The organism is Nitrospira sp. (genome assembly GCA_024760525.1).
Lineage (GTDB): Bacteria > Nitrospirota > Nitrospiria > Nitrospirales > Nitrospiraceae > Nitrospira_D.
In genome coordinates this window covers 4,150,149-4,173,246 of record CP060499.1, presented here as the reverse complement: position 1 = coordinate 4,173,246, position 23,098 = coordinate 4,150,149, and the positions used below count along the sequence as shown (strand labels likewise).

The 23,098-nt window shown below is 55.0% G+C and carries 22 protein-coding genes and 1 tRNA gene; 8 read left to right on the top strand and 15 right to left on the bottom strand.

Going from position 1 to position 23,098, the window contains the following annotated elements; translation table 11 throughout:
- Positions 1-110 precede the first annotated feature (110 nt).
- Positions 111-1,595: a DegQ family serine endoprotease gene (locus tag H8K04_19570; GenBank protein UVT15961.1), complete on the top strand. Its 1,485-nt coding sequence runs from the start codon at positions 111-113 to the stop codon at positions 1,593-1,595.
- 81 nt (positions 1,596-1,676) lie between these two features.
- Here the strand turns inward: H8K04_19570 and purU are convergent, their stop codons facing one another.
- Positions 1,677-2,543, bottom strand: a complete 867-nt coding sequence (gene purU / locus H8K04_19565; GenBank protein ID UVT15960.1) for a formyltetrahydrofolate deformylase — start codon at positions 2,541-2,543, stop codon at positions 1,677-1,679.
- A gap of 58 nt (positions 2,544-2,601) precedes the next feature.
- Entirely contained in the window at positions 2,602-3,996 is a 1,395-nt protein-coding gene (gene rimO, locus H8K04_19560; protein UVT15959.1) for a 30S ribosomal protein S12 methylthiotransferase RimO, read from the bottom strand.
- A gap of 147 nt (positions 3,997-4,143) precedes the next feature.
- On the opposite strand from rimO, the gene H8K04_19555 reads away from it, so the two are divergent.
- Positions 4,144-4,680, top strand: a complete 537-nt coding sequence (locus H8K04_19555; protein UVT15958.1) for a gamma carbonic anhydrase family protein — start codon at positions 4,144-4,146, stop codon at positions 4,678-4,680.
- Between the two features lie 21 nt (positions 4,681-4,701).
- On the opposite strand, the gene H8K04_19550 is transcribed toward H8K04_19555, so the two are convergent.
- Positions 4,702-5,397 carry a hypothetical protein gene (locus H8K04_19550; GenBank protein UVT15957.1) on the bottom strand — a complete coding sequence of 232 codons (696 nt, stop codon included), beginning with the start codon at positions 5,395-5,397 and terminating at the stop codon, positions 4,702-4,704.
- Between the two features lie 93 nt (positions 5,398-5,490).
- Here H8K04_19550 and H8K04_19545 point away from each other — a divergent pair, with 93 nt between their 5' ends.
- Both H8K04_19545 and H8K04_19540 read left to right on the top strand, forming a co-directional pair.
- A complete protein-coding gene (locus H8K04_19545) occupies positions 5,491-6,213 on the top strand; it encodes a DUF433 domain-containing protein (protein ID UVT15956.1) in 723 nt (240 codons plus the stop codon).
- Complete coding sequence (locus H8K04_19540) at positions 6,188-6,598, top strand: hypothetical protein (GenBank protein UVT15955.1); 411 nt, start codon at positions 6,188-6,190, stop codon at positions 6,596-6,598. Before H8K04_19545 ends, H8K04_19540 begins: the two co-directional genes overlap by 26 nt.
- A gap of 135 nt (positions 6,599-6,733) precedes the next feature.
- Here the strand turns inward: H8K04_19540 and H8K04_19535 are convergent, their stop codons facing one another.
- From H8K04_19535 to trmFO, 8 genes are all read right to left on the bottom strand, one after another.
- The gene (locus tag H8K04_19535) at positions 6,734-10,120 is read right to left on the bottom strand and encodes an NERD domain-containing protein (protein UVT15954.1); all 3,387 of its coding nucleotides are present in this window, start codon (positions 10,118-10,120) and stop codon (positions 6,734-6,736) included.
- A gap of 154 nt (positions 10,121-10,274) precedes the next feature.
- Positions 10,275-10,895: an ORF6N domain-containing protein gene (locus H8K04_19530; GenBank protein UVT15953.1), complete on the bottom strand. Its 621-nt coding sequence runs from the start codon at positions 10,893-10,895 to the stop codon at positions 10,275-10,277.
- An 80-nt stretch (positions 10,896-10,975) separates the two neighbouring features.
- The gene (locus H8K04_19525; GenBank protein ID UVT15952.1) at positions 10,976-11,842 is read right to left on the bottom strand and encodes a M28 family peptidase; all 867 of its coding nucleotides are present in this window, start codon (positions 11,840-11,842) and stop codon (positions 10,976-10,978) included.
- Positions 11,843-11,865: 23 nt separating this feature from the next.
- Complete coding sequence (gene argB / locus H8K04_19520; GenBank protein ID UVT15951.1) at positions 11,866-12,762, bottom strand: acetylglutamate kinase; 897 nt, start codon at positions 12,760-12,762, stop codon at positions 11,866-11,868.
- 61 nt (positions 12,763-12,823) lie between these two features.
- On the bottom strand, positions 12,824-14,191 hold the full coding sequence (hslU, locus tag H8K04_19515) for an ATP-dependent protease ATPase subunit HslU (protein UVT18049.1): 1,368 nt from the start codon (positions 14,189-14,191) through the stop codon (positions 12,824-12,826).
- Positions 14,192-14,230: 39 nt separating this feature from the next.
- Entirely contained in the window at positions 14,231-14,767 is a 537-nt protein-coding gene (hslV, locus tag H8K04_19510; GenBank protein ID UVT15950.1) for an ATP-dependent protease subunit HslV, read from the bottom strand.
- Positions 14,764-15,702 carry a tyrosine recombinase XerC gene (gene xerC, locus H8K04_19505; protein UVT15949.1) on the bottom strand — a complete coding sequence of 313 codons (939 nt, stop codon included), beginning with the start codon at positions 15,700-15,702 and terminating at the stop codon, positions 14,764-14,766. Before xerC ends, hslV begins: the two co-directional genes overlap by 4 nt.
- Positions 15,675-16,991 carry a methylenetetrahydrofolate--tRNA-(uracil(54)-C(5))-methyltransferase (FADH(2)-oxidizing) TrmFO gene (gene trmFO, locus H8K04_19500; GenBank protein ID UVT15948.1) on the bottom strand — a complete coding sequence of 439 codons (1,317 nt, stop codon included), beginning with the start codon at positions 16,989-16,991 and terminating at the stop codon, positions 15,675-15,677. The genes xerC and trmFO overlap by 28 nt, the downstream gene beginning before the upstream one ends.
- A gap of 115 nt (positions 16,992-17,106) precedes the next feature.
- Between trmFO and H8K04_19495 the strand changes: the two genes are divergently transcribed.
- The 4 genes from H8K04_19495 (at position 17,107) to H8K04_19480 (ending at position 19,835) form a co-directional block, all read left to right on the top strand.
- Positions 17,107-17,181 (top strand) — tRNA-Val (locus H8K04_19495).
- A 174-nt stretch (positions 17,182-17,355) separates the two neighbouring features.
- Positions 17,356-17,697, top strand: coding sequence for a hypothetical protein (locus H8K04_19490; protein ID UVT15947.1), 342 nt, complete (start codon positions 17,356-17,358; stop codon positions 17,695-17,697).
- Positions 17,698-17,817: 120 nt separating this feature from the next.
- Entirely contained in the window at positions 17,818-18,966 is a 1,149-nt protein-coding gene (locus H8K04_19485; protein UVT15946.1) for a hypothetical protein, read from the top strand.
- A gap of 122 nt (positions 18,967-19,088) precedes the next feature.
- Entirely contained in the window at positions 19,089-19,835 is a 747-nt protein-coding gene (locus H8K04_19480; GenBank protein UVT15945.1) for a hypothetical protein, read from the top strand.
- Positions 19,836-19,855: 20 nt separating this feature from the next.
- On the opposite strand, the gene dksA is transcribed toward H8K04_19480, so the two are convergent.
- From dksA to dnaX, 4 genes are all read right to left on the bottom strand, one after another.
- The gene (gene dksA, locus H8K04_19475; GenBank protein UVT15944.1) at positions 19,856-20,305 is read right to left on the bottom strand and encodes an RNA polymerase-binding protein DksA; all 450 of its coding nucleotides are present in this window, start codon (positions 20,303-20,305) and stop codon (positions 19,856-19,858) included.
- Between the two features lie 73 nt (positions 20,306-20,378).
- On the bottom strand, positions 20,379-20,981 hold the full coding sequence (gene recR / locus H8K04_19470) for a recombination protein RecR (GenBank protein ID UVT15943.1): 603 nt from the start codon (positions 20,979-20,981) through the stop codon (positions 20,379-20,381).
- Complete coding sequence (locus H8K04_19465) at positions 20,981-21,304, bottom strand: YbaB/EbfC family nucleoid-associated protein (GenBank protein UVT15942.1); 324 nt, start codon at positions 21,302-21,304, stop codon at positions 20,981-20,983. Before H8K04_19465 ends, recR begins: the two co-directional genes overlap by 1 nt.
- Positions 21,301-23,097, bottom strand: coding sequence for a DNA polymerase III subunit gamma/tau (gene dnaX / locus H8K04_19460; protein ID UVT15941.1), 1,797 nt, complete (start codon positions 23,095-23,097; stop codon positions 21,301-21,303). Before dnaX ends, H8K04_19465 begins: the two co-directional genes overlap by 4 nt.
- Position 23,098: the final 1 nt, after the last annotated feature.

The window sequence follows — 23,098 nt, the reverse complement described above, 5'->3', positions numbered from 1 at the left end:
TCCCGCTCTCATCACCGGTTGTTAGATTTCTTCGTACACATTCACGATTCGCTCGGCGGTAAGCAGCACAGCGAGCTGGTTCTCATCAAGCAGCACAAAAAGGAGGACGTATGTCATCACGTCTACTTGGTAAGATCGGTTCCGCAATCGGAATCGGTCTCGTGGGTGGAGTCTTGGTTTGGGGAGGGCACTCGCTCAGTACATCCCACGCATCCAGTGTCCCCACTTCAACTCCAGTGGCTGCGGCCATCACAACTCCCACGAACGGGTTTACGGAAGTCGCAAAGCAAGCCACTCCGGCGGTCGTCAATATCACGACGGTCATGACGGAAAAGGTTTCGGACGGATCATCCCTCCCTGATGAACTACGCGACCGAATGGAAGAGTTCTTCGGAAAGCCGTTCGACCCCAGACATCGGGGGCCACAGAGCCCCTTGGAGCCTCGAGGACCTCGACGAAGTCAGGGATCCGGCGTAATCGTTTCCTCAGACGGATATGTGTTGACGAACAATCATGTGATCGCCAATGCTCAAGAAGTCAGCGTGACCCTTCCTGACAAACGAGAATTCAAGGGAAAGATCGTGGGCACTGACCCGAAGACTGACCTTGCCGTCGTCAAGATCAATGCCAGCGATCTTCCCAGCGTACGATGGGGAGATGCCTCCAAACTGCAAGTCGGTGAGTATGTCCTTGCGGTCGGCAATCCGTTCGGGTTGAATTCCACGGTGACGCTTGGGATTGTGAGCGCCGTCGGACGCGGACATATGGGGATTACTCAGTATGAAGATTTTATTCAAACGGACGCCGCCATCAACCCGGGCAACTCGGGTGGTGCGCTGGTGAATACCAATGGTGAACTTGTCGGCATTAACACGGCGATCTTTTCACAGACCGGCGGCTATCAAGGCGTAGGGTTCGCCGTGTCGACGACGATGGCCAAGCCGATCTATGAGAGTCTTGTCAGAACCGGCAAAGTTGTCCGAGGCTTTCTCGGGATCGGTCTTCAAGATTTGAATCACGACCTGGCAAAGTCCTTCGGCATCACTGATTCTAAGGGAGCCTTAATCAGCGACGTGAAGGAGAACAGCCCGGCTGACCAGGCCGGACTTAAACAGGGCGACGTTATCGTTGAATACCACGGCACTCCCGTGGAGGATGGCGTCGCATTGCAGCGATTGGTGACCAGAACTGCCGTCGGCACGAAAGTGCCGCTGAAAGTAATTCGCGACGGTCGCGAACGTGAGATGACGGTCAAAGTCGGTGAACAGCCGGACGAAACGAAGATCGCCAAGGTGGAAAGAGCCAATGCTGACTACGCCTTGTCCGGTCTCGCGGTCGAGGACGTCGATCAAGATATCGCCAGGGACCTTGGGCTCAATGGGAAGCGGGGTGTTGTAGTGACAAGGGTGGAACCGGGCAGTGGAGCCGAAAGGGCCGGCCTCCTACCGGGCGATCTCATTCGAGAGATTAACCGGCAACCAATCAAGTCGGTGAAGGATTTTGAGAAGGTGTCCTCGGATGTGAAGAAAGGGGGAACCGTGTTGATCCTGATCAATCGCCGTGGGAACTCGTTGTTTCTATCCGCCACAATCTAACGCATGTCCCTAAGGCCTGAACGCGCAAGGGAGCCGGATTCAACCGGCTGCCTTGTGCGCTCTTTCCAACCGATGAACGGCCTAATCAAACACGACGGTCTTCCGTCCATAGACTAATACACGCCGCTCGATATGGCGCCGGACGGCGCGAGCCAACACGATTTCCTCCAAGTCGCGTCCTTTCCGCACGAGATCGTCCACCGTATCCCGATGTCCCACGCGAATGACGTCTTGCTCGATGATCGGCCCTTCGTCCAGGTCCTGGGTCGCATAATGCGCGGTCGCTCCGATGATCTTCACGCCACGGTCATAGGCTTGCCGATAAGGATTTGCCCCGATGAAGGCCGGCAGAAAGGAATGGTGAATGTTGATCACCGGACAACCGACCTGGGTGAGAAAGTCCGCACTGAGGATTTGCATGTAACGAGCCATCACGACGAGCTCAACGGCATGTTCCTGTAGGAGCGCCAGGACCTGCCGTTCCTGCTGCGGCTTGGTCTCCTTGGTGACGGGATACACGGCAAACGGGATCTTGAAGAGATCGGCCCAGGTCGCACAGGTGTCATGATTCGAAATGATGACAGGAATATCGATATGCAGCTCGTCTCGACGGTGCCGCTGGAGGAGGTCCGCCAGACAGTGATCTTGCTTCGACACGAACATGCCGACCCGGGTTCGTCGGCTGGACGGATGCACCTCGTAGTACATCTCGTACACTGTTGCGATCGGCTCAAAGGCCGCTGGAATGTCGCCCACGGGAATTTGGAATCCTTCCGTCGCAAACTCCATCCGCATCAGAAAATCGTTCGTCTCTTCGTCTGTGTGATGGTCCGAGTCGAGAATGTTGCCGCCGAAATCGTGAATGAACCCCGACACTCGCGCGACGATGCCTTTACGATCCTTGCAACGGATCAGCAGGATGATGGAATCTTTTCTCGGCGCTGTCATCGGTTTTCACTCCAAGAAATGACACGTATGAGTGTAGCAGAGCGGGGGAAAATAAGAATCAGAGGACTGGATTCGTGACGATGTGTCCGACAAGGTCAAACCCCGCCGCATCCGTGATCTGGACCTTGCAGAATTCGCCGGGCGCTGGATCGTCGACCCTTTGACGTGTCGGGCGCTGCGTGTGACGATCGGCCGCACCTTCGTCGATATAGACGACGCCGTCTATTTCAGGGGCGAGACCTGCGTGGCGGCCCTCCAGCACCCCATCCGTTTCCTCAGATCGCCCATCGACAAGCACGTCGAGGATCGAGCCGACCTTGGCCCGTCCTTTGGCGGTCGCGATCGATTCGTGTATCGAAAGGAGGGTATTACGGCGCTCATCCATAATTTCCCGCTCGACCTTTTCGTCCAAGTCGGCTGCCGGGGTCCTCTCCTCGTCCGAGTAGAGAAACACCGCGACCCGGTCAAACTCGGCCTGCTCCACATAATTGCGCAGTTCGGTGAAGGCCGCCTCGCTTTCTCCCGGGAAGCCGACGATGAAGGCCGTCCGAAAGGTCACACCGGGAATGCGCTTCCGTATGCGATCGACTAGAGATTCAATCGCAGCGCGATCACCCAGCCGATGCATGCGTTTGAGCATGCGGTCATTGATGTGCTGAAGCGGCATGTCGATGTATTTCGTGATCTTTTCTTCCCCGGCATAGAGATCCAGCAGGTCATCTGTCACCTGCTGCGGGTAAAGGTAGAACGGCCGGATCCACCGGAGGCCTTCAACCTTCACCAATTCACGGAACAGTTGGACTAAGCCTTGGCGAAGTCCCAGATCGACACCATAGTTGACCGTGTCTTGCGAGATGAGGTTGATTTCTTTCACCCCTTCTTCCGCGAGTTTCCGAGCTTCCGCGACAATGGATTCCACCGGCCGGCTGCGTTGCTTGCCGCGCATCAGCGGGATGGCGCAGAAGGTACAATTCCGGTTACAACCTTCGGCGATTTTCACATAGGCGCTGTGCTGTTGACCCAGCCTGAGACGAGGGGCCAGTTCGTCATAGAGATATGGGGGTTGGCTGATCCAGAGTCGCCGATGCCGCTTTTTCGGAGCCAACAAGTCTCGGCAAATCTCCGCGATCTTGCCGAACTCGCCGGTGCCGACTACCGCATCCAGTTCCGGCAGTTCCTTCAGTAAGTCTCCCTGATACCGCTGCGCCAGGCAGCCGGCTGCGATCAAGACACGGCACGTTCCTGTTTTCTTCAGGTGACCGTGTTCCAGGATTGTGTTGATCGATTCCTGCTTGGCTTCTTCGATGAAACCGCAGGTATTCACGATGACCACCTCGGCTTTTTGGGGATCACCAGTCAACTGAAAGCCTTCGGATACAAGTGTGCCAAGCATAATTTCCGAGTCGACCTGATTTTTGGAACAACCAAGATTCACGAACCCAATCGTGGTCATTGGGCCGTTCACACCAACTGGTGGGGCCGATTTAGAACGTTGTGGAACAATCAGGGGCTGGGACATGCAGGCAGTCTACGGGAGGGTCGAAAAGCCTGTCAATCAGACCCTTGCGGGATCTGCATCAATTCCCCTAGAGTGTTCCACATGATTCGCACCTTTCAGGGCATCAAGCCGACAGTCCCGAAGTCTTGCTTTGTTGAAACCACCGCCGCCGTCATTGGCGATGTCGTCATGGGCGAGGACTGTAGTGTGTGGTTCAACGCGGTCATTCGGGGTGATGTGAATTACATCCGGATCGGAGATCGGACCAACGTGCAAGACCTGTGTATGTTGCATGTCACTCATGACACTCACCCCCTAGTGATCGGGAATGCGGTCACGATCGGCCATCACGTCGTACTGCACGGTTGCACGATTCACGATCGTGTGTTGGTGGGAATGGGCGCGATCATCATGGACGGCGCGGTGATCGGGGAGGATTCGGTGGTAGGAGCCGGCGCACTCGTTGTGGAGGGTACGATCGTTCCGCCGAAGAGTCTGATCCTTGGCGCCCCGGCGAAGGTCAAACGACCGGTCACGGAGAAGGAGCTGGCCTGGATCAGGGAATCGGCGGACAATTATGTGAAGTATGCGAGGCAGTATATGGACGATACGGGGAAGAAAACCGGGTTTGAACTGTGACACCGATCAGGCAGGTACCAATCACTCCTTTCCTACTTTGATGAAACAGATCGGATCGCCCACGAGCGCCGTGGGATAGTGCCTCCGCTCCACACGATAGGGCACGTGGTGTCGATGGCACCAGTCCGCAATCCACACCACTTCCTCCGTGGATGTAGTCACCAGGCCCGGCACATCTAATTTTGACATGCAGCGGTTCACGATCGCTTGGACGATCCGCCGCTCTTTCTGATAGGACACATGCTGGAAGGTGACCGGATCAGCGCGACCATATGACAGTGTGGAGAGATGCGGAAACCGCTCCGGATCGTTGAGCACGCTGACGATCCAGATGTGGTTGAATCGACCTTGTGCCCGGGACGCATCGAGAGCGTGGAAACGAACCGGTAAGCTGCGACACGCACGATTGAGCACCGTTACCTCCGATCGCCGGAGGTTATACGGCTCCACCTTGCGTTGGCGGCCGATCGCTTCGGCAAGCAGTGCCGGAAGCTCCGACACTCCGGCGCCGACATAAAGACTTCTCCCATCACACGGTAACCTCCGTACGAGAGCTTCGGCCACAGTAGTTCCCAGTCGCCGGCATGGCGCTCGCTTGGTGCGCCAGAACTCATCGCCGCCTTCATAACAGTAGACGGACTCCAGCCGTTTGTAATCGAGGCGATCAAATACATTGGCGATGGCTTGCCGAGTTGGACCAGAGAGGCGTTTTTGCATGGCTGCTTACTTATGTCATATGAGCCTGCTCAAAAGCGATGCTCGGGCTTCTTCTCTTGACCCGTGGTTCGTTGGAGGTTATAAGCTTGCTTAATGGTCACTAAGAGGTCTTCAGCCTTTTCCAAGTCTCATGATGTCCGCGAAGTCGCCACCTATGGCATAACCGAAGCTGCCCACTACTTGCGCATCCCGCGTACTACGATTCGAGACTGGGTGTCCGGCCGACATTACCGTAGCGACGCCGGTGTGCGTTTCTCAAGGCCCATCATCCACCCTCCCCATTCTCCGGTGAAGCTGCTTTCATTCATGAACCTGATCGAAATTCATGTATTGGATGCCATCCGTCGCAAATACGATATCCCGCTGGAGAAGGTCAGAACGGCGGTCAACTATCTCACCAAACAGTTTCCTTCGCGTCACCCGTTGGCCGATCAGGAGTTTGTCACAGACGGGTTGAATTTATTCATCAAGAAATTCAGCCAGCTCATCAACATCTCAGAGGAGGGGCAATTAGCGATCCAAGCAGTGCTTGAAGCGCACCTCCATCGAATTGAGCGAGACCTCCAAGGTATTCCTGTCCGGCTGTATCCGTTCACCCGGAAACGGGATCTGCAAGAGGAACCGAGAGCCGTCGTCATTGACCCGCTGGTGTCCTTTGGCCGGCCGGTCCTGGTTGGGACTGGTATTCCGACCGCGGTGATCGCGGAACGATATAAAGCAGGCGAATCAATGGATGCGCTCGCAGAGGATTATGGACGTCAGCGGGCCGAAATCGAAGAAGCCATCAGATGTGAACTCACCCTCGAAGCAGCCTGAACCTCCTGTCTTTTTCCTCGACCGCTCCCTTGGGAAGATACGCATTGCTACCGCACTCCGCCAGGCAGGCGCCATCGTTCACATTCACGACGATTACTTCCCACCTAATGCCAAGGATGAGGACTGGTTAACCCGAGTCGGACGGAACGGCTGGATTGTTCTGACCAAAGACCACCGCATCAGATACAGAAATCTCGAACGAGAGGCGCTGATGAACGCGGGCGTCGGCGCCTTCATTTTGACTGCGGGCGATCTTCAAGGAGAAGAGATGGCACAGATCTTCGTGAAGGCCTTGCCGGCCATCGCCAAGTTTCTCCGCAAACACAAGAAGCCGTTCATCGCCAGGGTGGCACGAAATGGTTCAGTCTCGATGCTGTTCCGATAACCCACGGATCGAATCGAGTTTTCATACCTCTCTCTGAAACGTGCGGTGGAGCAGGGATTGAAAGAGGTCGATGAGCCGGATGCGAAGTCGACCATCCTTGTGCTGATCGCCACGTAAGTTTGGTTTTCTATACACTCATTCTCCGCTCCGTCTTCTGATGGAACGGATGGCTTCAACAGAGGTCTGGCCGTAGTCCGGCGTTTCGGCCAATGTCTCCAACGCTTTTATGCCCGATAACGTACCAAGTTCACCGAGAAGTTCGATGAGGAACATAGTCCGTCTGTTTTTCTGAAATGAAGCCGAACGCTCAAAGATGGTGATGAGCCTTTCTCGATTGACCAAACCCAATTCCAGCAAAGATAGCACCATGTCCCGAAAGTCCGCGGCTAATTCTAGAAGGCCCTTTATGGGAAGCTTCATATCTAGTGACAGACCAGCATTCCACAAATGCATCAAGGGGTCGATGGCTTCGAAAGGAATCTCTCTCCTCAACTTCTCCCAAAGAGGTGTACACTTCGCCAGAATGTCCTCATGCGAGAGCGTCGATTTGTTTCCCCAGAACAAGATCTCTCCATAGAGTTGCCAAGCACGTTTCGCGTCTGAGTCTAGATTGGTTAGTTGTGCTGGGAAGGGTCGAAACATGGCACATCCGGCTTGTGCCAAGGCATACGCGCGAGCGGTTTCCCGCGTGTTCGAACTTTCCACGTCTATTTCTGCTGCCCATCGCTCGAAGGCAGGCAATGCTCTTATGTCTCGCAATTGAAGCAACTCTTCGAGGACATAATCACAGAAAAAGCCATAGCTGGTCGCGCCAAGTGACCCTCGTGTATAGAGAGTGACAAGATCCTCTTTTGAGAGTTCACGGATTGCTGTCCAATAGGCCCCTTGAAACACGTCCTCGAATTGCTTGTTTATTGCCGAATAGGCCCATTCTCGGGTTTCCGGGGTATCGTCAGCTCGAATAATCTCGTCAATCTCCATGGATGCACCAGTAGCATCGATCACTGGTTCTATCAGGTCGTAAGCCATGCTTGTTTCCACCAATTGTGTATTGAGGAAAAGGTTGTTCGTTTCAAAACCAGAAAGTACTTCAACAATCTCATCCCGTAACGGTCCTGTTACCGCATGTGCATACCCCTGAACCAGTTGAAGCGTTTCAAGCCTGAGATGATAGAGCCCGGTACCCCAGGATAGCCGTAAGAGCCTGGGGAGATTGCTCGGAGGTCCGTCTTGATGTCGACGGAGCAAGAGGGCGCAGAGGTACAGTTCTCCGGACGTAGGAGTCCTTGAGCCATCGAGCAACAGAGCGACTTTTGATAGCACCGGGGGCTTCGCTTGAGACCGAAAAGCGTTATGGCATGCTGTGGTAATGAATGAAGTGGGCCATAGCCCTTCTCCTAGTTTTTCAAATACGTATAGATCCGCAAACAATCCTCCTCTAGCGAGCTTCCTATGTTCGGGAGGCCATTCCTTTAGTATTTGTTCGATCCTGTTGTCAGTCTTTCGAATCAGGGACAATACCTCATCGAAAAATACGTCCTCGTACACGAGAGATCCTGCGACGTGTAACAGCGCCTTTTCATAGCTCTTCAAAGATAGGACGCCTTCTCCACTCACCAATGAATCGACGAACGGATGCCCAACAGCTTGATCGCCAATACGAAGGGCGAATTCCCCCGCGTTGACGTAGCAGATATGGAGCGCTTGTACCGCATCACTTCTGGATACGTGCTTTGCGAGCGGCCCTAAGCTACCCTGTGAGCACGCTGCTATGATTTCGACATCTTCCAGTGCGATCAGCACATCTCGTAACGCGGCCTCATCGGTAATCATGGGGATGACCATATCAGATAGATGCCGATTTCGCGGTCGAACAAGATTTGAAGCGAGGACCTGTCGCTCACAGTTCTGTCGAAGAAAAGCTTCGGCTTCAAAATACAACTGGAACTGTTCATGGCGAAAAGATCCACGATTGTAATGAACCTCTATAAGATTGGAGCGTAAAGCCCTCGTGAGCAGATCGATTGCGGAAGTATGATGATCGAAAATAGTTAATGCCAGCTGTTCTATTTCCCGAAGCGGAAGACTGGAGGTGAGCCGGATCCCCATTGCCTCCGCAATTTTCATGAAGAGTTCACGGACCTTTAACGGATCACCGGTTCTCCCAGTAAGACGACGCGTGTAAGTTTCCAACAGGTCCACTTTTGTCATCTGAGTCACATCGGCCACCGATTCTGATACACACTGGCCGGCCAAGCTTAACTCCAGAGGAGTCTTAAACGGCTGCACCAAGTTCGCCATATCTCCACCGAAATGACCAGCGCGCACCTGAAAGACGGCCTTTTTGTCCTCCAAAGACAAATCAGCAAAAGCCAGTGTTTCACCCTTGAGATGCTGCGGTAGATCGAGTAGACCCTGAGCGGTGATAATGACGGGAAGTGGCTCCTTGAGAATCAATGATTGGAGTTCCTGTAGGAATCTGTCCTTCTTATCACCTGGACATTCGTTGAACGCATCCACGACAAGGACTGTCCGCTTGTTGAGGGCCTTGCATCGCTTCAATAAGTCAGTAAAGCTACCGGGATGAAGGTAGGACACGCTCACATCAAGAAGATACGACAGTTCGTCGTCATAATTTTTCACTTGCACGAAGATGGTCACGATGCCATTCGCCAGAGAATGCAAGGCGGCGTGAAGGAGAAGCTCTGTTTTTCCGGTTCCAGATGGCCCAATGATTTGATAGTGCTTTCCATCTGAAATGATCCCGAGCATATCGCTAGTCTTATACGTGCGGTCTGCTCCTCGAAGCGTTAGGGGAACCAGCTTCCCCATCCGAGGACGCCAGAAGTCATAAAAACGTTCCACATAGCTTGTCACTGAAGCAAGGGCATCCTCATCCGTTGCGTCTCGGAGCTGACTATCCTCCTCCAATTTCGCCAATCCCAAATGCATTACGAGGGCTTGCCATTGCTTTCTGTTCCAATTTGGTGATCGTGAGCCTGTAACACTCAGAATGTTCAAGCAATCCTGGTAACCGACTACTTTTGCTCTAAAGTCTCCTTGCGTCACAGTCGAGCCAATTAGAATTTCAGGATAAATGCAAACCATTCCTTCTATGGCTTTGTAAAAGGGATTGTTGCCAGGGATTAACCACTGATCAGGGTCTTTTCCAGAATGCTTGCGGACTTCATCACTGAGCGCAAACTTGCATTGAACGACTTGCTCATGAGGATTTGGCAAGTTAAGCTTCTTTCTCGACCTGTCCGGCAGGACCAAACTCCACTCACCGTTAATACCTCCCTCCACTGGCTGGCTAAATGCCTTAAGCTCGATGAGTCCCGCACATCGTTCTGTCACAATAAGAAAGTCGATTTGACGGGGATAAGTCGGCGGGTAGAAATTGGCTAGAACGATTGCGTTACAATTGGCTTGACGAAGATCATCACAGAGTTGATGGAGGAATGATCTTTCGGATTGATGTTCCAGCGGAGAGCCGATGTGAACATCGATTGCAGCAGTCATAGTGCAATGTCCGTTTTATTCGGGAAAGGTGAGATAGGATGGCGTTGGGCAATTGAAAAGTGTCAAGCAATTTGTAAGAGAGGTGTACTGCGGCTTCGCATTCAGGACCAATCATCATAATTGAAGTCGAGCTCATGAGAGCTTTTGCGCATACCTACGCTTTTCCCTTCGACTGGAAGCCGATCCGTCGCGTGGGTGCGTCGGGTGGCGGTTGCAGCAGCGGTTGCAGTTTCTCGTACAGATCGACCAAGCCGGTATCGTGCTCGAGCAAGGTCTTGTCAATCTCTGCCAGGCGCTTGAGGATGGTCCGATTGGCTGCGATATGTTCACGCAGCCGCACAAAGGCTCGGACCACAAAGACGCTCATGTGGATCGCCCGTTCGCTATGGAGAATATTGGCGGCCATCATGGCGCCGTGCTCAGTGAACGCCCAGGGACGATACCGGCGCCCTCCGTGGGAACTGGTCACAGATTGTGACCGGTTGGAACCGGTCGGAAATTTCGACGAGTTCTTGGTTATCCCTGTCATCCCGGTAGCTTGCGAACTTGAGGTCGCAATTTGCGACCTCAAGTTGTTGAACTCAACAGCGGTGAGCTGAAAGGCAAAGTCATCGGGAAACCGCTGTTGGTTTCGTTTGAAGGCTTCGTTAAAGCGCTTCGTTGGCACTCCGTATAGTCTGGCCAAATCCGCATCCAGGATGACGCGTTGGTTTCTAACGACCAGGATGAGTGGTTCTAAGGAATCAGGGACAAGATCGGCTTTTCGTGAAGGCATCGATCAGCTCTCCCATGAAAGTTACGTCCTTCTTGCTCCGCACAGCGCAGCGGGCAGTCTAGCAATACACTGAATGAACGCTACGTAATAGGTCGGGCGGCCAAAGCCATAACGGCTGCTGTGATCCCATCGGCGACTGAGGCGATAAAGTCGAGATTCAACGTGTCGAGGGTATCGGTCGGTCGATGGTAATGGGGATTACGAAAGTTCGCGGTGTCGGTCAGCATGACGGCCGGGAAGCCCTGCTCCCAGAACGATGTGTGGTCGCTGCGTCTTGTGTCCGGCAGCTTTTCTCCGTTGCCCGGCACAACCAGCGGAACAACCGGAAGGTGCGATTTCATCGTCTGGGCGATGGAGCCCGTCAAGTCCCGTGACCGCTCATTGCCGACCACGGCAAGGAAATTTCCTGTCGTGGGAACGGCGATCGGCACACCGGGAGGGATTCTCTGCGAACCTTGTTGATGGCTCGCATAACCGACGCACTCCAGCACGATCGCTCCATGAATGGCATGATGGTTCTTTCGAAGGAATGAGGTATAGGCGAAGCTGCCAAGAAGATTGTGCTCCTCCAAGTTGAAGGCGATGAACTGGATCGGCCTGGCCAATCTCATGCTTCGGACCTGACGAGCTGCGTGTAGGAGCACCGCGAGCGCGCTGGCATTGTCATCAGCTCCCGGAGACCCTTCAATTGTATCGAAGTGCGCGGCAAGAATCAGAGGGAGCACGTGTTCATCGTGTAGAGAACTGGAACGCGCCGTTCCGATGACATTCCGATAGGGCTTGCCCAATCCCTCGAATTCATGCGCAGTGACGGCGAGCCCGGCCTCCATGAACCGGCGTCGCAGATACCCTTCCGCCTGCTGTAAGCGGACTGGAGAGGACAAGGGATGCCGCTCCCCTACCAGATGGCGAAGGTCTTCTTTGAGAAGGTTGCGATCAACGGGCACGTGGGTTTCCGTCCAGGGAAGGATTAGGTCACAATCTCGGTGCCGATACCTTTGTGCGTAAAGATTTCCAGCAGAACGGCATGGGGAATGCGCCCATCGATGATATGGGCCTTGCCGACTCCTTCAGCTATTGCCTCCAGGCAGGCATGAACTTTCGGGATCATGCCTTCCGTGATGATCCCTTTCTTCATCATACGTTGCACATCTTTTCGAGACACCGTGGAAAGGTGGCGTCCGTTGGCATCGCGAATGCCTTTGATATCCGTCATCATCAGAAGCTTCTCCGCGCGCAATGCCCCCGCCACCGCCCCGGCTACGAGATCCGCATTGATATTGTATGTATTGCCCTCGCGGTCTGTTCCTATCGGTGCGATGACCGGGATGTAGTGGTCGTCCTGAAGATTGCGTAACAGACCCGGATCGACCTTCTCAATGTCGCCCACCAATCCGAAGTCGCCTTCACCGTCTTCTCCATCCAAGTCGCGCTCCAGACTTTCTGCCCAGGCCTTGGCCGTCAACGGCTTGCTGAGAATCAGGCCACCGTCCTTTCCGCTTAAACCCACTGCGCTGCCACCGTGCCGGTTGATGAGGTCGGTGATCTCCATGTTGATTTTCCCGGCCAAGACCATTTCCACGATTTCCATCGTGGCTTCGTCGGTGATGCGGACGCCGTGACGGAATTTTGCTTCGATGCCGAGCCGATCCAGCATTTTGTCGATTTGTGGGCCGCCGCCGTGAATGATGACGGGATTGATCCCCACATACTTCAATAGCACGATATCCTGCGCAAAGCGTTCTTTGAGCGAAGCGTCCGTCATCGCATGGCCACCGTATTTGACGACCACTGTTTTCCCGCGGAACGTGCGAATATACGGAAGGGCTTCGATGAGAACGTTGGCCTTCTTGATCAGTCGGTTCATGCTTGGCTCCAAGCTATCAAGTGGGGCGACCGTATCGGCCGCCGCCGCCGATGGTCAGCTCTTAGAGGATATACCGGCTCAAATCCTGGTCCTTGACGATATCTTTCAAACGCTCCCTCACGTAAGAGGCGGTGATGTCGATTCGTTTGTCGGGCCATCCCGGGCCTTCGAAGGAGATCTCCTCAAGCAACCGCTCCATAATGGTGAAGAGCCGGCGCGCGCCGATGTTCTCGGTCCGTTCGTTCACCTGCACCGCGACCTCGGCGATTTCTTCCAGGCCGTCTTTGGCGAACTCAATGGTAAGGCCTTCTGTGGCCAGCAAGGCCTGATATTGACGGACCAACGCGCCTTTCGGCTCCGTCAGAATACGGACGAAATCCTCTTTCGATAAGGGACTGAGTTCCACCCGGATAGGAAACCGTCCTTGAAGCTCCGGGATCAGATCGGACGGCTTTGCCACATGAAAGGCGCCGGCGGCGATAAAGAGAATGTGATCCGTCACGACCGGGCCGTGTTTCGTGGTGACCGTACATCCTTCTACGATGGGGAGTAAGTCGCGTTGCACGCCTTCCCGCGAGACATCGGGTCCCATGGTCCGTTCCCTGCCGGCGATCTTATCGATCTCATCGAGGAACACGATTCCGGTCTGTTCCACCTTGGCAATCGCTTCACGCGTGGCGTCATCCATATCGATCAATTTCTGGGCTTCTTCCTGCGTCAGGTGTTTGAGCGCCTCAGGCACCTTCATCACCCGCTTCTTTTTCTTACCCTGGAACATACCGCCCAGCATGTCACGGAGATTGTTCTCGAGATCGTCAAGCCCTCCGACGTTGGAGATCACGCCGACCGGAAGCCCGCGTTCTTTTACTTCCATTTCAACCGTTCGCTCGTCCAGCTTCCCTTCCCGCAACTGCAGTCGAAGTTTCGACCGGGTGGCCTCGTGGGAATCCGGCGGCGTGTGGGTGGACGGCTCGCCCGTGCTTTCCCCAAAGCCTGGTCGAGGGGGAGGCGGCGGCAAGAGAAGATCCAGCAATCGCTCCTCTCCCTGTTGTTCGGCCTTTTGCTGAACGGAAGCCAGGCGTTGGGTCTTGACCATATTGATGGCCAGCTCGGTCAAATCGCGAATGATGGACTCTACATCGCGCCCGACGTAGCCGACTTCGGTGAACTTCGACGCTTCGACTTTGAGGAAAGGGGCTTCGGCCAACTTGGCGAGCCGTCTGGCGATCTCGGTCTTCCCGACTCCGGTCGGCCCGATCATGATAATGTTCTTCGGCATCACCTCATCGCGCAGGTCGGGAGCCACCTGCTGGCGCCGCCAGCGGTTGCGAAGGGCGATGGCGACCATCCGCTTCGCGTCCTTTTGCCCGATCACATAACGATTCAGTTCCTCGACGATTTGACGCGGGGTGAGGCTGTTGAGATTCAACGGTTCGGAGTCGCTCGTGAGATGCTTCATAAGAATGAATTATCCTCGAAGTTCTTCAACAATAATCTGTTGGTTAGTGTAGATGTCAATAGAGCCCGCGATGGTCATGGCTTCGGTGACGATCACCGGGGCCTCGAGTTGCGAATGGCGTAACAGGGCTCTGGCAGCCGCCAGAGCATAGGGTCCACCCGAGCCGATCGCCAGAATGCCGTCTTCCGGCTCCACCACATCGCCGGTTCCCGAAATGACGAACGACTGGTCACGACCTGCGACGGCGAGGAGCGCTTCCAGGCGTCGAAGCACGCGGTCGGTTCGCCAATCTTTCGCGAGTTCAACCGCTGCCCTGGTGAGATTGCCGCGATACTCCTCCAACTTGCTCTCAAATTTCTCGAACAGCGTAAAGGCATCCGCGGTGGCCCCGGCGAATCCGGCCAACACTTGATCATGATGCAGGCGTCGAAGCTTCTTGGCGTTGTGCTTCATCACTGTGGTGCCTACGGTCACTTGGCCGTCGCATCCCATGGCAACCCGTCCGTCGCGTCGGACACACAAGATGGTGGTCGATCGAATGATCATGAAGATTTCCGGTCCTTTCCCGAGATGATGCTCGCTGCCTTGGCTCGAGGATGGGCTCGATCATAGACGGCAAGGAGTTGATCCGTCGCCACATGTGTATATTTTTGTGTCGTGCTCAGCGAGGTGTGCCCGAGCATTTCCTGTATGGAGCGGAGATCCGCCCCTTCGTCGAGCAGGTGAGTCGCGTAGGAATGCCGCAGGGCGTGAGGGCTTACCGACCCGCCAACAAGACGGCTGGAGTACCGGGACACGATTCGGGCGACGCTCCGAGTCGTAATCCGGGCTCCACGATGGTTTAAGAACAGCGGAGCTGATATCCGTGAGCCGCTGGCCGGCACACGCAAGGATGTCCGATATTCCCGGATCGCGTGCAGCGCGACGTCCCCGATCGGAACCACCCGCTCCTTGCGACCTTTGCCCTTCAGACGGACAACCCCGTCCGCCTCGTTCAGATCGCCATGGTTGATTCCGACGACTTCACTCACTCGAGCACCAGTGGAGTACAATGTTTCGAGCAAGGCACGATCCCGCAAGGAGAGCGGTGAGAGCCCCGTAGGAAATTCCATGAGCGCCGCGGCATCGTCCTTTGTCAACACTCGAGGGAGCGGCTTTGGCAGCTTAGGGCTTCTCAGGCTTTCTGCAGGGTTCGTCCGGACCACACCTTCGCGCACCAGAAACCGAAAAAAACTCCGAAGGCAGGCCAGTTTCCTCGCCAAGGATGACGCCTTCTCGCCCTGTCGATCCAGGCTGTGGAGATAGGCACGAACATCGTCGCTGGTGACTGCATCGACTGGGATGCGAATGGGGTCTTCTTCCGTTCGACGGAGAAATCTTGCCAGTTGTTGAAGGTCGGATCGGTAATTGCGAATGGTCTCGTCCGACGCATTCCGCTCAACGTGCAGGTACTTTATGAAAGCCCTGATTGTATCTTCCATGAGTTGAAATCCTCGAGGGCACGCTGGCTCAACGAGCGGCGCTTCTTGTCTTTGTCTTTGGGAGGGTTCGATAAGGGAGGAAACAAGCCGAAATTGGTGTTCATCGGTTGGAAATGGCGAGGGTCCGATGACGTGATATGAGAAACCAGGCAGCCATGCGCTGTTGTGGGTGGCGGCGTGATCATCGGTTGCCCTGCCAGAGCCCGCGCCGCATTGATGCCGGCCAAACCTCCCATAGCCGCTGATTCAGTATAGCCTTCCACGCCGATGAGCTGCCCCGCAAAAAATAGTGTGCCGCGCGCCTTGAATTGCAGCGTGTTGAAGAGGAGTTGAGGGGAATTGATGAAGGTGTTGCGATGGAGGCTCCCATACCGCAGGAACTCGGCTTGTTCAAGCCCGGGAATCATGCGAAACACGCGCTTTTGCTCAGGGTAGGTGAGTTTCGTCTGGAATCCTACCATGTTGTAGCACGTGCGATGGATATTTTCTGTCCGCAGTTGCACGACTGCCGAGGGCTCAATTCCGGTCCGCGGATCCTTCAGGCCGACCGGCTTCAGAGGACCGAACTGCATGGTCTGGCGGCCACGTTCTGCCAGCACTTCAATGGGAACGCAGGCCTCGAAATAGGGCGTCTTCTCAAATTCCTTCGGCTGGACCTTCTCCGCTGCCATCAGTGTGTCGTAAAAGGCATCGTACTGGGCATCGGTCATGGGGCAATTCAGATAGTCATCTCCGCCCTTGTCGTAACGAGAGGCACGAAAGACGATGTCCATGTTAATGGAATCCGCGTCAATGATCGGTGAGATGGCGTCGTAAAAATAAAGGTGCTTCGATTGCGTCACAGCGCGGATGGCCTGGGAGAGTTTATCCGAGGTCAACGGCCCTGTGGCGATAATGCAAAGGCAATCCACGGGAATTTCCGCGATCTCTTCGTGAAGAATTCTGATGCAAGGATGTCCTTCCAAAGCCTGGGTTATGGTCTGCGAGAACCGCTCACGATCAACAGCCAGCGCCGATCCGGCCGGCACCCGGGCTTGCTCGGCGGCAGAAATGATCAGCGAGTTCAGGCCGCGCATTTCCTCCTTGAGAATACCGGGCGCATTCAGAGGATCGGTGGATCCCAGCGAATTCGAGCACACGAGCTCGGCCAATCCTCCGGTTTTGTGTACCTTCGTCATCTCTTTTGGGCGCATTTCATAGAGCGTGACTCTGGCCCCGCGATTTGCCGCTTGCCAGGCTGCTTCCGAACCGGCCAGACCACCACCCACGATGACGATGTCATCTCTCATGATCGACATTCCTTGCCGTGAAAGGCGCTCATTCTAGAAACCGTCTTTTGGTGAAGTCAAGGAGAGAGACAGCGTTGAACCACGCCGAAATCTCGTGCTAGACTCTCCTGCGGTCGGGCGATTAGCTCAGTGGTAGAGCGCTTCCTTCACACGGAAGAGGCCACAGGTTCGATACCTGTATCGCCCACCATGTTCTCCCGCTCCCGCTTCCTCTCTAACTCCTCAGAAATACTGACTGAATAGGTTGGAGCCAACGCCTCGGATTCTGGACAGAAATGAGGATGTCGGCTACACTTCTGATTGTGCGAAACGTGTCTGACTTGAGAATTTCCGTGGTGAGCTCCAAAACAAGCGAGGTAATGTTATGAGAGCAACGTCGACGGTTGTCGGTATCACGATGCTGGTTATGGTGGCAGCTGGTTGCAGCACAACCCACCAACAACGTGCCGGCGCCGATGATAGGGAATACACGCCCCCGACGAGCATTTACAACATTCTGGATAGCACTGCACTGGTCTATTCAGACCCGGCTGCTGGTTCAGCCGTGAACGATCACCCTCTGCGTTGGCTCGGGTTCGTTTCACATCCGATAGGCCAAGCGTTCGACTACGGGATTAATCGGCCTTTGTACACGCTCTCTAGCGGGTTCTCGTATCTCAGCGGGTACACGGCAGAAGACAATATGCTAGACGCACAACGCCGCTAACCTCAGCCGGTCAATTCGCGAAAGCCGAGGCCCACTCTTGCAAAGGAGTGGGCCTCTTCGTTTCCTCTTCGCCAAGACCCCCTCAAATCGTGTATTGTCCCTCTTAGTAGGGATTCGGTCATGAGTTTCTTAAGATACCTGCCTTCAGCCGGCTTGTTGGTCATGTTGGGTCTTACGATCGGGTGCAGCAGTCCCGCCGCCCCCGTTCGGCCCCCACTCCCTCCCTCAAAAACCGATCTCGTTCTGCTCGCTTCGACGGCACTCTGCGAGCACAAGGCCGAATTCCTAAAAAAGCATCCTCCCACGACGAACACATCGAGAGACTGGGGAGCAGGCCGCGAACTCACGATTTCGTTGGAGAAGAGCGCCTCGCATGGAGAGGAATCCTATTTCTTCGACGAAGACGGTGTCCTGGTCGGAGCGCTCTTCACGTTCCCCCGAGGATTGGACCTTCAGCCATATTCAGTGCTCCGGCAAACACTCTCGCAGCTGAAGCCGTCACTCGAGTTCTACTTGAACGTAGCCGAATTGGAAACGAGAACGAACATGGAGAGCAGTGCTCTCCTGGAAACCGGCGACGAGAAAAGCACGACCCAGTATCTCGTCACAAGTCTGCGAGAGCATCCGATGTTGCTCCAAGCTTCCTTCACCATTGACCCGTATGTACGGCTGTTTTCCCCATACCGGCGGGAGTTTCTTGATCGGCTTCGCACTCCGACAGGAGGCAAGGGAGGACAGAAGATGGAGAGTCAAGGAACCGAGGACAAGGAACCGTTCGCGTCTTTGCAGCAATTCGCACGTGGCCAAGCCGCGCAGCTCGCCTATTGCGGTGAAAAAAACTATGACATCGCGGCCGACGCCTACCAGAAAGCCATTACCAGCGGGTTCACCAACAAGGTGTGGCTTGCCGAAGCGCGACATAAACTGGGAGTCGCTTGGCAAGCGAAGGGTCAATTCGAAAAAGCGAAAACAGAGTTGCTGGAATCGCTTGCTCTCAGACCCAACATCCCCGAAGTGCTGAACAACCTCGGAACGGTTCAGGTCAAACTCGGTGATAAAGCCGCCGGCTTAAGCTCGTTTGAACGAGCGATCGTTCTTCGCCCCAACTATGCTCTCGCCCGGTACAACCTTGCCGAAGCGTCTGAAACGACGAATCCCAAGCGCGCCCTCTCCGAATACGAAACCTACCTTGCCATCGTAGAAGGGGTTCCCGAAGAAACGGACCGCGTCGCGCACGTCAAGGAGCGTATCAACGCCTTGAAAAGATAACTTCCGCCGCGCTCACTTCCATACCGATTTTGCGTGTCGCATAAAATCGGTAATATCTAGTAGTTCTTATTCATTACTATTAAGATGATGAGCGGTCAACTTCTTGCCCTGGAGGATCCTTTATGCGTCATGCAATCTGGTGTGGCCTTCTTGCCGCGTGTTTTTGGAATGAAACTATACCGGCAGCTGCGGAACGAAACTGGGAATTTTCAGTCGGGGGATATGGAGGATGGGCGTTTCATGGCGACACCACATTTCAGAACAACATACTAATAAATGTTTCTACAGGGATGGTAGAGCCAATCGATGGTAAAGGAACGAATCTCCGTTTTGAAGATTCCGGAACGTTTGGTGGCAAACTCACTGCCTGGCATGTGCCCAGAAAATACAGCTGGCAGCCGCAAATCGGATTAGAAATCGATTGGACCAGGTTTACCGCAGATGTTCCGGCGGGGCAGGTGCTCCCGGCAGTTGGAACATTCTTAATCAGTGGAATGCCGCTTGGATTCATAGGGCCCATCTCCCGGAAGGAATTCGCGATCGACAATATGACGTTCAATCTGCTGTTCCGATATCCGATCCGAGCCACGGCAGAAATGCCGCAGGGGCGATGGTATCCCTATGTGGGTATTGGAGGGGGTGTGCAACGAGCCCGCCTCTCAGCGGGAAGCTACGAAGAGACCAGCTACTCCCCTTGTTTTCAGGGATTAGGAGGCATCAAGTTCTTTGTGATCAAGTACCTAGCCCTCTTCGGCGAAGCCAAATGGACACAGGGCTGGCATACGTTCAAGTATGAAACGGACTTCTATTGGGAACGTTATAGCATTTCAACAATTCATCTGGTGGGCGGAGTCGCTCTGCATTTTTAATCTGCGAAGAGAAAACAAGCTCAGCCTCGAGCCCGTTCCTGCTGTTCCTGGAGGGTTTTACACTCGATGCAGAGTGTGGTCACGGGACGGGCTTTGAGCCGCTTGTAAGGGATGTCCCCGCCGCAGTGTTCGCAAATCCCATAGGTCGCGGCATTCATCCGTTCCAAGGCTTCGTCGATCTTCTTGAGCAACTTCCGCTCGCGCTCGCGAATTCGCATGGAAAAATTCTGATCCACTTCGGCGGACGCTTGGTCGCTGACGTCGGGAAATGCCTCGAGATCGCCGCGATGCGTCAGCACTTCCCCGACCTCATTCAGAATTGCCTCGCGCTGGCGTTCAAGGTCACGGCGGATGTCAGGGTATTTCGCGTTCTTGGCAGGTGCCTTCCGGCTCTTCACCGAGCCTTTGGCGCGCGCCGTGCTCGGCGATTTGGTCGAAGGAGCGCGTTTACTGGACGGGCGTGCTTTCATAGCCATGTTCCACGTGCGAGAAAAACAGCAAACTATACCAGCCTGAATGAGGGCGGTCAACGAGGACCGAACATTACAAATCCCGCCGACCTTCGATCGATTTCAGCAACGTCACTTCGTCCGCATACTCAATGTCCATGCCCACGGGAATTCCATAGGCGATTCGAGAAACACGCACACCGAACGGCTTGAGCAACCGGGTGAGGTAAATTGCGGTGGCTTCTCCTTCAATGGTGGGGTTCGTTGCAAGAATGATTTCTTCGACCCCTCCGAGTTTCACACGCTCAATGAGTTCGTCAGCTTTGATATCTCCAGGACCTACGCCGTCGAGCGGCGAAAGCGCGCCCAACAGAACGTGATACAGCCCACGATAGGCGCCGGCGCGTTCAACAGCATAGAGGGTGCTCGGTTCCTCAACGACAAATATCTTCGTACGATCGCGTTTAGGGTCAAGACAAAACTCGCACAAATCCCCTTCGGCGATATTCCGGCAGCTTCTGCAAAACGCCAGCCCATCCTTCACCGCCCGTATGGCATCCGCCAAGCGCAAGGCGTCTTCCCGTTCAGCTTTCATGAGGTGAAAAGCCAGACGCTGCGCGCTCTTGTGGCCGATTCCCGGGAGACGGACCAGTTCCTTGATCAATCTGGCCAACAGCCCTTGTTGATCGACGGCCATCAGAAAAGGCCCGGGATTTTCATCCCGCCGGTCAGCGCTTTCATTTCGCCCTCCATCAACTCCTTGGCTTTTCGGAGCGCCTCATTCGTCGCGGCCACCACGAGATCCTGGAGCATATCGACATCGCCGCTTTTGACGACTTCGGGATCGATGACCACGCTGACGATCTGCATCGCACCATTCGCCGTCACCGTGACAATCCCACCGCCCGCCGTCCCGCTGGCGGTTTTCGATGCCGCCTGCTCCTGTATCTTGGCCATTTGCTCCTGCATGGCCTGGGCTTGTTTGAGGATGTTGTTCATGTTGCCGAAAGGATTTTTCATTCGCTTGCCTCCTGTTGGGCTATGGTACGAACATCGGCTAACTCGACGCCGAATATCTCAAGTGCCTGCTTGACCGTCGGATTTGCCTTCGCACGTTCGAATAACACCAACCGCTGCTCTTGTTCCTTGGCTGCTCGTGCTTGCGCCATGGTCGGCCCCGGTGGATGCGTGTCGGTGAGTTCAACGATGCGAACCCGCACGGCGTGCCCCAATTGCTGCTCACACAGCTTTGCTAACACGTGGAGATTCTCTTCCTTCTCCAGTCTGCCCCTGGCCAGGGTTGCCTGCCTGGCAAACCCGATGGTGACGAAGCCGCCTTCCATCCCGATAAACCGACCGGCTTCCAGGAAGGGCGCGATGTTTGGAAATGACGCTGCGACCTCTTCTTGGACTGATTCCCATTGCAGTGTCGGTTGTGGGCCGACGGTTGTGGGAAGGTGAGGAATCGAGGTGGTTGTTGTCGTATCGGTGACGAGCTTGTGGGATGGAGCGGGTGCATTCGCACGCTCTTCGTCCTTTCCTACCTCGGATGAGGGAGGTTTAGAGACCGATGCTGAGGCGAGAGATACGTCCTGGCGCACAGTCGGGAGAGGCGGTGTCGATGGCGCAGTCTTCTGTGCTTCAGGCGCAACCGAAAGTTTATGGCTCGAAGACGGCCCTGTCGGGAGCGGCCGGGCCACGACACTCTCTCGTTGGCGCAGCAATCGCGTGGCCCGAACCGCTGCAGTCTCCATAACAAATCGAGGATGAGCGCTGAATCGTAACGAATCTTCCGCCTGGAGGAAGATTGCGAGCAGTTCCTGAAGCTGTTCCGGAGTCAGCGTCTTGGCATCCATCGAAAGCTGCTTCAGATCTTCATCCGATGTTTCGATCAAACTCTGCAACTCTCGTGCGCCAGGAACGACTGCCGCCACAAGCAAATTGCGGAGGTGTTCCACCACTTCGGCGCAAAATGCGCGCAAGTCATGTCCCTGGTCCAACAAATTCGCCAGACTGGCTAGAGCGGTGGGGCTGTCTTGGGTGATCATGGCTCCGATGAGCCCCTGCACCAGCTCTTGTGGCACTGCGCCCAATAGCACTTCGAGATCCGTGTGCCGGATGGTCTTCCCGCCATACGCAATTGCCTGATCGAGCAGACTCAGAGCATCTCGCATACTTCCTTCACTGGCACGAGCCAGGGCTACGAAGCTTCGTTCCTCGAGTGCCAACCCGTCCTGGACAGCCACGTGTCGAAGGCGTTCGATGATTTCGGTCCTGGCAATCCGCCGAAAATTATAATGCTGGCATCGAGAAAGAATCGTCGCAGGGATCTTGTGAATTTCCGTTGTCGCAAAAATGAAGACCACATGGGCCGGCGGTTCTTCGAGTGTCTTCAACAGGGCATTGAAGGCAGAATTTGAGAGCATGTGAACTTCGTCGATGATATAGACTCGAAACTGACCGCGAAACGGCGAGAATTTGACGTTCTCGCGGATCTCGCGAACATCGTCCACGCCGGTATTGGACGCGCCGTCAATCTCGATCACGTCGACGGAGCTCCCTTGCGCAATCTCGCGGCAGTTTTCGCACGTGTCGCACGGACGACTGGTCAGCCCTCGTTCGCAGTTGAGCGCCTTCGCGAGGATACGCGCGACGGTCGTTTTCCCCACGCCGCGCGTGCCGGAAAAGAGGTAGGCGTGAGCGATCCGCTTGGTTGAAACCGCGTTCATCAGCGTCTGGACGACATGAGGCTGCCCAATCACATCGTCAAACGTGCCGGGCCGGTATTTTCGCGCGGAGACTTGGTAGTCCAAT